Raw genomic sequence first — 12223 nt, forward strand, 5'->3', positions numbered from 1 at the left:
CCGTAGAACGGGGAGAGGGGCGCTCTCTCACCCCCGCCAGACGCCTTCCTTCCTCAGATCATCCATCGTGCGCGAGATGCCTTCGCGCAGGATCGCGACCATGTCGTCGATCTGCTCGCGGCTGATGATGAGCGGCGGCGACATCACGCACATGTTGATCAGCGGCCGCACCAAGAGACCGAGCTCATGGCAATGCGCGTCGATACGCTTTCCCACATCCTTGTCGAGCTGCAGCGGATCCTTGCTCTCGCGGTCGGCGACGCATTCGACGCAAGCCATCAGGCCGGCGCCGCGTACCTCGCCGACCAGCGGCAGTTCCTCGAGCGTTTTCAGGCGCGCCTGGAAATAGGGCGCGATCTCGCGCGCATGCTGAAGCACGCCCTCTTCCAAAAGATCGAGGTTCTTCAGCGCGACGGCGCAGCCGATCGGATGGCTGGTGTAGGTGAGGCCATGGCCAAACAGCGCATCGGGATGGTTGGAGCGGCGCAGTTTCTCCAGCAGCCGCTCCGAGATGATCACGCCGCCAAGCGGGAAATACCCCGAGGTAACCCCCTTGGCGAAGGTGATCATGTCCGGGTCGAGGCCGAACACCTCGCCCGAGGCAAAGACATGGCCGAGCCGTCCGAAGCCGGTCACCACCTCGTCCGAGACATAGAGGATGTCGTTCTCGCGGCAGATCTCACGGATGCGCTTCAGGTATCCGTCCGGCGGCACGACGACGCCGCCCGAAGCTTGCACCGGTTCGCCGACAAAGGCGCCGATGCGACCGGCGCCGACGCGCGCGACCGTGTCGCGGAATTGGTCGACGAGGAAATCGGTGAAGGCGTCGATGCTCATCTCCTTCGGCCGTCGGAACGGATCGGGCGAGGAGAGCTTGATCACCAGCTCGTCGGCACCATCCATCCAGTGCCGGTCGCGCGGGCGGCCGTTGAGCGAAGCCGACAGGTAGGTCGAGCCGTGATAGGCGCCGCCGCGGCTGATGATCAGCTTCTTCTCCGGCCTGCCGCGCACATTGTTGTAGAATTGCATGAAGCGCAGCGCCGTCTCCACCGCCGACGAGCCGCCGGTGGTGAAGAAGGTGTGACTGAGATCGCCGGGAGCGGCATCGGCGATGCGTCTCGCAAGCTCGGCTGAGGGCGCATTCATCGTATACCAAGGCGTGTTGTAGGACAGCGCCATCGCCTGGTCGTACATCACCCTTGCCAGTTCCTCGCGGCGATGCCCGACATTGATGCACCACATGCCGGCCGGACCGTCGATCAGCCGCTTGCCGGATGCGTCGGTGATGTAGATGCCCTCGCCCTCGCCGATCAGCGCCCGTGCCTCGGCGCCGACCGAACCGGCATAGGGCCAGGGCTGGACCAGATGGCGCTTGGCCAGCTCGACCGCATCGTCGTCCCCGGGCTCGACAACTTCCCTCGCCTTGATCTCTCGTGCAGCCGCCATCTTAGCCTCGCATAGTCCGTTGCGGTGATTTCCAGAGACATGAAACGAAGCGGAAAGCCATGGAAATTCGGCTTTTCGTCACTTCATTTTGAATGTCCATTCAATCAATATTGCAGAAATAGCGCTTGATTTCAATCGGCGGATGCGCTCATGATGAAAGAAAGCCGGCAAGTCTGGAGTGATCGCTCCGGGCACATAAATTGGGAACAGGCAGTCGGCGCCGATCAATGGGAAGGCCGTATGGCGGGACAGTCCGAGCCGGCAACTGCAATCACGCCCGGAGCGCTGCAATGACGGCCGCCGCGGAAGGGTCGCCCCCGCTGCGCATGGCGAGAGCCAGACGAGGTGCCCTTCTGCAGTCGGAAGCCGTCCAGGGCATTGCGCTGATCAGCCCGACTTTCCTTTACGCGCTCATCCTTCTCGTCCTGCCGATCCTGGTTGTTATAGCCCATTCCTTCTGGACGCAGGACTACCTGACCATCGACCACACATTCACGCTGGAGAATTATCGGATCGCGCTGACCGAGCCGATCTACCGCGACCTGCTCTGGCGCTCGCTCTACATCTCGCTGACGGTCAGCCTGTTCACCGTGCTGCTCGCCTATCCGATCGCCTATTTCATTTCCTTCCATGGCGGCCGCCAGAAGAGCCTCTGGCTGTTCCTCATCACCATCCCGTTCTGGACCAGCTACCTGCTGCGCGTGATGTCGTGGAAGGTGATCCTCGGCTACAACGGCGTGCTCAATTCCGGCCTGATGGGCCTCGGCATCATCGACGAGCCGTCGACTGCGCTGCTCTACAATTCCAGCGCCGTCATCATCACGCTGACTCACGCCTGGGCGACCTTCGCCATCCTGCCGATCTTCGTTTCGCTGGAGAAGGTCGACCGCACCCTGGTCGAAGCGGCGACCGACCTCGGCGACGGGCCGCTGCGCTCCTTTCTGCGCGTGACCTTGCCGCTGTCGGCGCCAGGCGTCATCTCAGCGGCGCTGATCGTCATGATCCCGACCGTCGGCGACTACGTCACGCCGAAGCTGGTCGGCGGCAAAGACGGCGTGATGATCGCCAACGCCATCCAGGCGCAATTCGGCAAGGCGTCGAACTGGCCGCTCGGCGCAGCACTCTCCGTCACCACCATGGTCATCGTCTCGCTGATGGCCGGCGCCGCGGTGCTGGTCATCCGCGCGCTGCAGAGGCTGGCGCGATGACGGCGATCAGACGTTACCTGCCAAGCTGGCTGTCGAGCTACGCCGCGCTCTACATCCTCTTCCTCTATCTGCCGGTGATCTTCCTGCCGATCTTCTCGATCAACACCGCGGCGACGCCGAAATTCCCGCTCTCAGGCGTCACGCTGCATTGGTACCAGGACCTGCCGCGCACGCCGGCACTGATCGACGCCACCTGGAACAGCTTGGTTGTCGGCGTCTCGGCGGCTATCCTGTCGACCGTGTTCGGCATTCTCGCCGCCCGTTCGATCACCCGCTACCGCTATCCCGGCCGCCGCACCGTCAACGGGCTGATCATGGCCCCGCTGGTGCTGCCCGAGGTCATCGTTGCCATCTCGATGCTGCTGGTGATGCTGCAACTGGGCTTGAGCCTGTCGCTGTTCACGGTCGTGCTTGGGCATGTGCTGGTCTGCATTCCCTATTCGATGACGGTGCTGACCTCCGGCTTCGAAGGTTTCGACCGCAGCCTCGAGGAAGCCTCCGCCGATCTCGGCGAAAGCGCCTTCGGCACCTTCCGGCGGGTGACGCTGCCAATGGTGGCGCCGGCGATCATCTCCAGCCTGCTGGTCTGCTTCACCATCTCGCTCGACGAGTTCATCATCGCCTTCTTCCTCACCGGCACCGAGGCGACGCTGCCGATCTACATCTGGGGACAGCTGCGCTTCGCGGCCAAGCTCCCCGGCGTGCTGGCGCTCGGCACCTTGCTGCTGGCGGCGTCCTTCGTGCTGATGACCGTTGCAGAGATCCTGCGCCGCCGCGCGGCGAGACGCACCCAGAACGAGGGAGGCCTCTATGCTTGAGCAGGTCCAGTCCGAGCGAACGATTTCCGATCGCACCATGATCGAGATCCGCGACGTCACGCGCAGCTACGGCGCGTTCAAGGCGTTGAATAATGCATCGCTCGCGATCAGGGAGGGCGAGTTCTTCTCGCTGCTCGGGCCGTCCGGCTGCGGCAAGACCACGCTCTTGCGCATGATCGCCGGCTTCGACACGCCGACCAGCGGCTCGATCGCGGTCGACGGCCAGCCGATGGACGGCATTCCCGCCAACCGGCGTCCGACCAACATGGTCTTCCAGAGCTACGCGATCTTTCCGCATCTCAATGTCGAGCAGAACGTCTCCTACGGGCTGAAGCGGCTGAAACTGCAGGGCGGCGAAGAAAAGCGCCGCGTCGAGGAGGCGCTGGCGCAGGTGTCGCTGACCGGCCTTGGCAAGCGCCGCGCCACCGAACTCTCCGGCGGCCAGCGTCAGCGCGTGGCGCTGGCCCGCGCACTGGTCATGCGTCCCAAGGTGCTGCTGCTCGACGAGCCGCTATCGGCTCTCGACAAGAAGCTGCGCGAGCAGATGCAGGTCGAGTTGCGCCGGCTGCAGCAGGCGGTAGGCATCACCTTCGTGCTGGTCACGCACGATCAGTATGAGGCTTTGGCCATGTCGGACCGCATCGCCGTGATGTTCGGCGGCCGTATCGCGCAGGTCGCCTCGCCCAAGGAAATCTACCAGCGCCCGGTCAACCGCCAGGTCGCCGACTTCCTCGGCGGCATGAATTTCGTCAAGGCCGAGATCGTCGAGGAGAACGGCGCGTCCTTGGTTGTCGACACGCTTGGCTTCGGGCGTGTGAGGACCGACAAGCCGAAGGCCTTCGTCCGCAACGGCGGCGCGGCGACTCTCGGTATCCGGCCGGAGCGGCTGCGCGTGCTCTGGGACAATGCGACGGCCAAGTTCGAGGTCGCCGGCAAGGTGGTCGAGCGCCACTATTTCGGCGAGATCACGCATCTGATCGTCGAGATCCCGGGGCTGGAAAAGCCGCTCTCGGTGACCGAGACCAATGATTTCGGCGCCGACGACATTCCGGTCGGCGCGCCGATCCGTCTCGCCTACGACCCAGAGGCCCTGGTGGCGATGGCGGACTGAAGCCGCGCCAAAATCTTCCCGGCGGCGATGTGCCCGGCCACGATCGCGCCCTCGACATAGGCGGGGAAGGACGGCGACACTTCCGACGACGCAAAATGGATCGGCGGCGCGCCGGCAAGAATCGTGCGCTCGGCATCTCTTGCCGTCACGTCGACGATGAGATCGCTATAGGCGCCGCCGCTCCAGCGGTCATGCGTCCAGTCGCGCTGGCTGAAATCGAGAATATCGGCCGCGTCCGGACCGAGCGCATCCGCGAGCTTCGCAATGACCTCGGCGCGCAACGCCGCAGCACCCAGCTTGCGGCAGCGCAGCGCCAGCGGCCCACCGATGAAGACGACGAGCGCTGCATGCTCCGCGTCCATGCTGGCATCGCAGGCAAACAGGCCAGGCATGTCGCGCCACATCACCATGCCGCTCAGATCGCGCTCGCGCCAGAACGGCCTGGCATAGCGGACGAGGATCTTGACCACCGCGCCGCTTTCCCAGACGCCAAGCGCCTTCTTTAAGGCCGTTGACAAGGCAGGCCGAAAGTCGAGCCTGTTGGCCGTCGCTGGCGGCAGGGCGAGCAGGACCTCGCGCGCCTCGACGGCGCCGCTGCCGGCAACGACACGAACGCCTGACGGCCCGCGCTCGATGCGAATGGCCGGCTCGTTCAGCCGCAGCCGGTCACCGAGATCGCCCGCCAGGTCCGCGGCCAGCGACTGCATGGTCTCGCGCAGAGAATATTGCAGTTCCGGCACTTCGTTGGTGATGCGGCGATCATTGTCGATCAGGTACCAGAGCGGCACCTTTTCCAGCGCCAGGCACCACAGTCCCTCGATCATCGAGCGGAAGGCGGCTTTGGCATCTACCGGATCGGTCTGGCGTTCGAGCCAGGAGGCGACTGTCAGCCCGGCGATCGCGGGATCGTCAGGCTCGATCCAGTTCATGCGGTCGCGGATCGCCATCGCGGTCACATAGGTCTGTCCGGCCTGGTCGACCGACATCGGTGGATGGGTGATGAAATCGCCATCGACAAAGGTTTTGACGAAGGTCTTGCCGCGCGCCCTGGCCAGCGCCATCAGCTCCGGCATGTCCTCGCACAGGAACTGGCCGCCGCTGTCGATCAGCTCGCCGAGCCCGTTTCGCGCACCTTCCACACGACCGCCGACGCGGCCGCGCGCTTCCAGGACAAGGAAATCGATGCCGGCGCGCTTCAATTCGAGCGCGGCCGACAGGCCGGTGAAGCCGGCGCCGACGATTGCAACGTCGGTGCTTTCGGTCTTGCTGTTCAATAGCCGGCCTTGATCTTCTCGAACTCGGCGATCATCTTCAGCTTGAGCTCGGAAGGCAGCGGCTGCTGGAACAGCGTCTTGTCGACCCATTTTTCCACGTTGTCGTAGCCCTTTTCCTTGAGCACCGCCTGGTCGACACCGGCCATGCCCTTGGCGTTGGCTTGGCCGTAGCCCCAGTCCTTGACCAGCACCTTGGCGACTTCCGGATCGTTGACGGCATTGAGATAGTCATAGGCCTTGTCAATGTTGCCGGGCGCGTCCTTGAACAGCACATAGCCGCACACCCAGGTCGAGATGCCCTCGTCGGTATCCTTCTTGGACTTGATCGGCACGCCGGCGGCCTGTGATTGCACCGCCGCGTCGTTCCAGGCCCAGGCGAGATCGACCTCGCCGCCTGAGAGCAGCTGCACGATGTCGGTGGTGTCGGTCCAGTAGGAGCGCACGTTCTTGTGCACCTGGCGCAGGAAATCGGACGCCTGCTTGAACTGCTCGTCCGTCATCTTTGTCCAGTCCTTCAGCCCGATGGCGAGGCTGGCCAGCGCATAGGCGTCGTCGACATTGTCGCCGATCGAGACGCGTCCCTTATACTTGGGATCGGCGAAGGCCTTCAGCGACTGCACGTCCTTCTCGGCGATCTTGTCGGAGTTGAAGGTGAGCTGCGTGTCACCCCAGTCCCAAGGCATGAACCAGGCTTTGCCGTCGGGGGTGGTGGCAAGGTCCTTCATCGCCATGATGCCGGGGTTGAGATCCTTCCAGCCGGCGATCTTGGAAGTGTCGAGCGGCTGCAACAGCCCCGCCTCGCGCCACTTCACCACGCTTTGCGAACACGGATGGCCGAGGTCGGCCTTGAAGCCGGAGCGGATCTTCTCAAATGCCTCGTCCTCATCGCCGAAGAAGGCGAAGGTCGGCGAGTCGCCGTCCTTCTCGACATATTTGCCGTGGAAGCTGGGGTCCTCATAGCCGGACCAGTCGAACACGATGAGGTCCTTGTCGGCGGCAACGGCGAACGCTGCCGCCGAAGACGCCAGCGTGCCGGCGAGCGCCAAAGTAAGTGTCAGGCGTCGGCTGAGTTTCTTCATGCTGTTCCATCCTCTTTGGTCTTGCCGGTCTTGCTGGCCGGCTGTTGCTAACCCCGGGCTGACGTTAATCGTAGTGTTTCGGAAAGGCGGCGGCCAGGAACGCGTTGGCCGCCTGCAGCGCGGTCTCGCGCGTGGTGTCCTGGGTGCCCATCATCAACCGCAGCCACAGGCCCTCGAGCATGGCCGATAGCGCCAGCGCCATGACCTGCGGCTCATAGGCATAGCCGCCGCTTTGCTTGAGCGTCGCGCAGAGATCGATGAACACCTGCTGGTAGTAAGCGTCGCGCGAGCTGCTCAGCGCCTGGTAGGTCGGCCGCGATTTGGCCTCGCCCCAGAAGGCGCACCAGGCGGCGAGCTTGCGCTTGTTGCAGATCGAGCGATCGAAGTCGGCCCACACCAGCGCCTGCAGCTGCCGCGCCGGATCGTCGCCTGCCTTCTGCAAGGCCGCGCGCCAATGCGCCGAATACTCGTCATACATATATTGCAGCGTGGCGACGAGCAGCTTCTCCTTGCTTTCGAAATGGAAGTTGACGATGCCGCGGGACAGGCCCGCGCCGTCGGCCACATCGGCCATCGTCGTTTCCGCATAGCCGCGCTTGGCCAGTGAATCGATCGTCGCCTCGATCAACTGGAGTTGCCTGACTTCTTTCGAAGCCTTGCGGCCGCGCTTCTCGGCGTCTCCTTTTCGTGCCGGTTCGGGCAAGGCATCCCTGACCTCTGCATTCTTCATGAGCGTGACGGTCTCCAGCATTGCCGGCTATCCGACCGGCTTCCAACCGCGCAGATGAGTGGGGCGGTGCTCACCACTGTCAAGCACCTTCTGCATCGCCTCCCAGGTCCGGATGTTCTTGTCGACATAGCCCCCGCCGACCGCGGCGGCGAGCGCTTGATAGAGTGGCCCCTTCAGGCGCGCCAGTTCCTCCCGCGCCACATCCCGGTACCATGCGTTGCGGTCGCGGACGCTGATGTCGCGGAAGCCAGCACGACGCATCGCCTCGGCGTAGCGCGCCGGCGAAGCCATGGCAAAGGACAAGCCTTCCGCCGCGAGATAGGCCTTCATGTCCGCAGACGGCTCGCCGTCGTGCGAGATCATCCAGTTCGACGCGGCGAAGACGCCGCCGGGCTTCAGCACGCGGAAGATCTCGGCGAACAGGGCATCCTTGTCCCGGACATGCAACAGTGCGTCCTTGGAGAAGACGACGTCGAAGGAAGCATCGGTGAAAGGCAGCGGTCCCGGCGGCGCTTGGACGAAGCTCACGCGGTCCTGGAGACCCTGCGCAGCCGCCTTTCGCTTTGCCGTCTCGATCACCGGCCTCTCGACATCGAAACCGGTCGCATGCGCCGCACCATGGCGCGCGACCAGATCCAGCGTGACGCCGCCGGCGCCGCAGCCGAGATCGAGGATCGTCTTGACCTTGAGCGAGAGGCCTTCGACCACGCGGTCCACTTCGTCCGGGCCGCCCGGGGAGAGGCAGCCATCGCCCCAGAGCGCCTCGAGGAAGCGAATGGCCGCGTCGTCATATTCCGGCTCGGCGTTAGCCGTTTCGATCATCGGACTGAGCCTCAAATGCCGAAGTCACCTTCGCGCTAGTGGACACCAGAAATGCGGGGCAAAGCCTAGCGCATCAACGCAGAAACGCAACACCATTTGTTGAACATTCATTCAAAATGGCTGGACAAAAAACCGTGACCCGTGCCAAATTCGGCTGATCAGGGAACAAATCGCACCCAACAACGGACGGCCGGAGGGAGGTTGAGCGCACATGAAGGCATGGGACGCGATCGTCATCGGCGGCGGCCACAACGGGCTGGTCAACGCCGGCTATCTGCAACGCGCCGGGCTCGACGTGCTGGTGGTCGAGAAGAACGACTGGGTCGGCGGTGCCGCCACCAGCCGCGAGCTGACGCCGGGCTTTCTCTACTCCAACTGCTCCTATGTCTGCTCGCTGTTCCGGCCCGAGATCATGCGCGATCTGGAGCTGCCGCGCTTCGGCCTGCAGGTGATCTCCTATGAAGGCGGCGCGGTGTTCACGCGCGACGGCGACTATCTCGCCAACTACCGCGACCACGACGCGCATCGCCGCGAATTCGCCCGCTTCTCCAAGCGCGACGCCGAGGCCTACGACCGCTATTCGCGCGACGTCACAAGGCAGTGCCGCTTCATCCAGCCGCTGTTGATGCGCACCGCGCCCGATCCCACCAGCTTCAAGCCGCGCGATCTTGGCGAGCTGCTTTATCTCGGCAAGAAATTCGCCGGTCTCACCGCTGAGGAAATGGCGCTGACCTTGCGCTTCTGGACGATGTCGATCTCCGACTTCCTCGACGAGTATTTCGAGACCGACGTCATCAAGGCAAACTTTGCGCTCTCCGGCATCATAGGCACGGCGCTTGGGCCCATGTCGCCCGGCACGGCCTATGTCCTGCTCCACCACTATATGGGCGAGGTCGATGGCTCGGTGGGCGCCTGGGGCTATGCGCGTGGCGGTATGGGCGCCGTGACCAAGGCGCTCGCCGCCTCGTTCAAGGCCTGCGGCGGCACGATCCGCACCGGCGCCGAGGTCGAGCGCGTGCTGATTAGGAACGGCAGGGCCAAGGGCGTCGTACTGGCCGGCGGCGAAGAGATCCATGGCAAGCTCGTCGTCTCAAACGCCGACGTGAAGCGCACCTTCCTGAAGCTGGTCGAGGAGAAGGAGCTGCCCGACATCTTCCTTCGGCGGGTCAGGAACTTCAAGATCCGCGGCTCGTCCGGCAAGGTCAACATCGCGCTGGATTCACTTCCCCAATTCCCGGCTCTGCCGAAGGATTCGCCGGTCTATCGCGCCGACATGCACTTCACCGATTCAATCGAGCGCATGGAGCGCGCCTATGACGACTGGAAGGCCGGGCGCTGGTCGGCCGATCCCTTCCTCGACATGGTGATCCCGACCACACTCGACCCGACCATGGCGCCGCCGGGAAAACATTTCATGAGCTGCTTCGTGCAATACGCGCCGCCCAAAATTGGCGGCCGAGACTGGACGGACGCCGACCGCGACGGCTTCGCCGAGAGCGTGGTTGCGCAGATCGCCGAATATTCGCCCGGCTTCCGCGACCGCATCGTCCATATGGAGGTGCGCACGCCGCGCGAGATCGAGGCCGAGGTCGGCCTCACCGAAGGCAACATCTTCCAAGGCGAACTGACCTTCGACCAGCTGCTGTTCAATCGCCCGGTGCCGGGCTACGCGCAATACCGTTCGCCGGTCGGCGGGCTCTATATGTGCGGTTCCTCCACGCATCCGGGCGGCGGCGTCATGGGCGCGCCCGGACGCAACGCCGCCGCCGAGATCCTGCGCGATCTCGCCAAACCAACCCTGCATATGAGCCCGGCCCATGACGTCATCTGAAACGAATTGGGACGCGATCGTCATCGGCGGCGGGCACAACGGCCTGGTCGCCGCCGCCACGCTGGCGAAATCGGGACGCAAGGTGCTGCTGCTCGAGGCCGGCAAGGAGGTCGGCGGCGCGGCGCGCACCGAGGAATTCGCGCCGGGGTTTCGCGTCTCCTCGGTCGCTCATCTGCTCAACCGCCTGCATCCCGATGTGGTGAAGACGCTGGAGCTCGAGCGCCACGGGCTGACGATCGAGCGCGGCGATTTGGTGCCGTCGATCGCATTGTCGAAAGACGGCCCGCTGGTGCTGCACGGCGCCTATGGCGAGGCGCTGACGGGCGCCAGCCCGTCGGAGCAGTCGGCTTGGCGCGACCTGCGCGCGCAGCTGTTGCGCTACGCCGGCGTGCTGAAACCCTTCCTGTCGCGCCGTCCGCCGGACCTTGCCGGCATGTCGCTCGCCGAAATGACCGGGCTCGGCCAGACGGCGCTGGCGCTGAAGAAGCTCGGCAAGGAGGACATGCGCGACTTCCTGCGCGTGCTCTTGATGAACGTCTACGACTTGCTCGACGAGCAGCTTTCCGACGACAGGCTGAAAGGCCTGCTCGCTTTCGACGCGACACTGGGCAGCCATCTCGGTCCGCGCTCGCCGACATCGCTGCTCGGCCTCTACTATCGGCTCGCTGGCGAGATCGGCGGGCTCGCCGGCGCGCAGATACAGCCCAAGGGTGGCATGGGCGCGGTCGTTGCCGCCATCCGCTCGGCGGCCGAGCAAGCGGGGGTTTCGATCCGTCTGGCTTCGCCGGTCGCCAAGGTCGTCGTCGAGAAGGGCCGCGCCGTCGGTGTCGTCACGCAGGGCGGCGAAGCGCTGCGCGCAAAAGCCGTCGTCTCGGCAATCAATCCCGCAACCACGATCCTCGATCTGGCCGGGCCGCGCGAGGTCGACACCGGTTTCGTGCGCAAGATGAAGAACATCCGCATGAAGGGCGATGCGGCGAAGCTTCATCTCGCGCTCGACCGGCCGCCGCAATTTGCCGGCGTCGACGCCGCTGGCCACAAGGGCCGACTCGTCATCGCGCCTTCGCCGCACCATGTCGAGGGCGCCTTCAACCCGTCGAAATATGGCGAGTTCTCGCCCGAGCCGGTGATGGAGATCACGCTGCCCAGCCTGGTCGATCCTTCGCTGGCACCCTCCGGCGCCTGCGTGCTCTCCGCGGTGGTGCAATACGCACCTTATGCATTGAAACAGGGCTGGACCGCCGGCAAGCCGCAATTCCTCAAGGCGATCATGGCGCAGCTCGAAGCCTATGCGCCTGGCATCGGCGCCACGGTGCGTCATGCCGAGTTGCTGACTCCGGCCGACATCGAGGGGCGCTACCGCATGCCCGGCGGTCACTGGCACCACGGCGAGTTGCAGGCCGACCAGATGCTGATGTCGCGGCCGGTCTCCGGTTGGTCGGGCTACGACACGCCGCTCGAAGGGCTGTTCCTTGCCGGCGCCGGTTCGCATCCCGGCGGCGGCATCTCCGGCGCCCCCGGCCTCAACGCCGCACGCCGCATCATCGCGATAAGGGCATGAGATGATTTCGCCATTCACAAACGCAGCGCTCTACGACGCCAACATGAATCGTCATGTGAAAATCAATTCCGCCCGCACCCTTGCGCAATCCCACTTCCGCACGCTTCGGCTCGGCACACCTTTCCAGCCGCGCATCGACGCGCTGGCGCTGACAAACGACTGGTACAATTGGGCCGGCTACCGCGCGCCGCATTCGCTCTGGGACGAGGAGCTGGAATATTTTGCCATTCGCAGCCAGGCGGCACTCTTCGACATCTCGCCGATGACGAAATACCGGATCGAGGGTCCGGACGCTGAAGCCTATCTCGACCGTGTCACGCTGCGCGACGTGACTAGGTTGAAG

The 12223-nt window shown here is 64.4% G+C and carries 10 protein-coding genes and 1 pseudogene; 6 read left to right on the forward strand and 5 right to left on the reverse strand.

Annotation, left to right across the window (positions count from 1 at the left end):
* Window positions 1-27 precede the first annotated feature (27 nt).
* Window positions 28-1446 (reverse strand): aminotransferase, encoded by a 1419-nt coding sequence (locus EOA75_RS19290; RefSeq protein ID WP_127324910.1) that lies wholly within the window; start codon window positions 1444-1446, stop codon window positions 28-30.
* Window positions 1447-1736: 290 nt separating this feature from the next.
* Between EOA75_RS19290 and EOA75_RS19295 the strand changes: the two genes are divergently transcribed.
* The 3 genes from EOA75_RS19295 to EOA75_RS19305 are packed head-to-tail and all read left to right on the forward strand — an operon-like array spanning window position 1737 to window position 4583.
* Complete coding sequence (locus EOA75_RS19295) at window positions 1737-2654, forward strand: ABC transporter permease (protein WP_127324911.1); 918 nt, start codon at window positions 1737-1739, stop codon at window positions 2652-2654.
* Window positions 2651-3472 (forward strand): ABC transporter permease, encoded by an 822-nt coding sequence (locus tag EOA75_RS19300; protein ID WP_127247149.1) that lies wholly within the window; start codon window positions 2651-2653, stop codon window positions 3470-3472. The genes EOA75_RS19295 and EOA75_RS19300 overlap by 4 nt, the downstream gene beginning before the upstream one ends.
* Window positions 3473-3509: 37 nt before the next feature.
* Window positions 3510-4583 carry an ABC transporter ATP-binding protein gene (locus EOA75_RS19305; protein ID WP_127324918.1) on the forward strand — a complete coding sequence of 358 codons (1074 nt, stop codon included), beginning with the start codon at window positions 3510-3512 and terminating at the stop codon, window positions 4581-4583.
* Here the strand turns inward: EOA75_RS19305 and EOA75_RS19310 are convergent.
* The 4 genes from EOA75_RS19310 to EOA75_RS19325 all read right to left on the reverse strand — a co-directional run bounded on the left by EOA75_RS19310 (window position 4547) and on the right by EOA75_RS19325 (window position 8488).
* Entirely contained in the window at window positions 4547-5857 is a 1311-nt protein-coding gene (locus EOA75_RS19310) for a flavin monoamine oxidase family protein (protein ID WP_164747447.1), read from the reverse strand. The two genes, EOA75_RS19305 and EOA75_RS19310, sit on opposite strands and share 37 nt — an antisense overlap.
* Window positions 5854-6936, reverse strand: coding sequence for an ABC transporter substrate-binding protein (locus EOA75_RS19315; protein WP_127324913.1), 1083 nt, complete (start codon window positions 6934-6936; stop codon window positions 5854-5856). Before EOA75_RS19315 ends, EOA75_RS19310 begins: the two co-directional genes overlap by 4 nt.
* A 64-nt stretch (window positions 6937-7000) precedes the next feature.
* Complete coding sequence (gene betI / locus EOA75_RS19320) at window positions 7001-7687, reverse strand: transcriptional regulator BetI (protein ID WP_127324914.1); 687 nt, start codon at window positions 7685-7687, stop codon at window positions 7001-7003.
* A 6-nt stretch (window positions 7688-7693) separates the two neighbouring features.
* The gene (locus tag EOA75_RS19325) at window positions 7694-8488 is read right to left on the reverse strand and encodes a class I SAM-dependent methyltransferase (protein WP_127324915.1); all 795 of its coding nucleotides are present in this window, start codon (window positions 8486-8488) and stop codon (window positions 7694-7696) included.
* 211 nt (window positions 8489-8699) lie between these two features.
* Between EOA75_RS19325 and EOA75_RS19330 the strand changes: the two genes are divergently transcribed.
* From EOA75_RS19330 to EOA75_RS19340, 3 genes and pseudogenes are all read left to right on the forward strand, one after another.
* Entirely contained in the window at window positions 8700-10319 is a 1620-nt protein-coding gene (locus tag EOA75_RS19330; protein WP_127324916.1) for an NAD(P)/FAD-dependent oxidoreductase, read from the forward strand.
* Window positions 10306-11880 carry an NAD(P)/FAD-dependent oxidoreductase gene (locus EOA75_RS19335; RefSeq protein WP_127324917.1) on the forward strand — a complete coding sequence of 525 codons (1575 nt, stop codon included), beginning with the start codon at window positions 10306-10308 and terminating at the stop codon, window positions 11878-11880. Before EOA75_RS19330 ends, EOA75_RS19335 begins: the two co-directional genes overlap by 14 nt.
* A 43-nt stretch (window positions 11881-11923) precedes the next feature.
* Window positions 11924-12223: pseudogene (locus EOA75_RS19340) on the forward strand (aminomethyltransferase family protein); the annotation flags it as partial.

It is taken from the genome of Mesorhizobium sp. M1A.F.Ca.IN.022.07.1.1 (assembly GCF_003997575.1).
Taxonomy (GTDB): domain Bacteria; phylum Pseudomonadota; class Alphaproteobacteria; order Rhizobiales; family Rhizobiaceae; genus Mesorhizobium.

Excerpts from the sequence above, each read along its gene's own strand:
- EOA75_RS19295 (WP_127324911.1), top strand. The coding sequence starts at position 1,737 with ATGACGGCCGCCGCGGAAGGGTCGCCCCCGCTGCGCATGGCGAGAGCC.
- betI (WP_127324914.1), bottom strand. The coding sequence starts at position 7,687 with ATGCTGGAGACCGTCACGCTCATGAAGAATGCAGAGGTCAGGGATGCC.
- EOA75_RS19300 (WP_127247149.1), top strand. The coding sequence starts at position 2,651 with ATGACGGCGATCAGACGTTACCTGCCAAGCTGGCTGTCGAGCTACGCC.
- EOA75_RS19330 (WP_127324916.1), top strand. The coding sequence starts at position 8,700 with ATGAAGGCATGGGACGCGATCGTCATCGGCGGCGGCCACAACGGGCTG.
- EOA75_RS19325 (WP_127324915.1), bottom strand. The coding sequence starts at position 8,488 with ATGATCGAAACGGCTAACGCCGAGCCGGAATATGACGACGCGGCCATT.
- EOA75_RS19335 (WP_127324917.1), top strand. The coding sequence starts at position 10,306 with ATGACGTCATCTGAAACGAATTGGGACGCGATCGTCATCGGCGGCGGG.
- EOA75_RS19305 (WP_127324918.1), top strand. The coding sequence starts at position 3,510 with ATGATCGAGATCCGCGACGTCACGCGCAGCTACGGCGCGTTCAAGGCG.
- EOA75_RS19290 (WP_127324910.1), bottom strand. The coding sequence starts at position 1,446 with ATGGCGGCTGCACGAGAGATCAAGGCGAGGGAAGTTGTCGAGCCCGGG.
- EOA75_RS19315 (WP_127324913.1), bottom strand. The coding sequence starts at position 6,936 with ATGAAGAAACTCAGCCGACGCCTGACACTTACTTTGGCGCTCGCCGGC.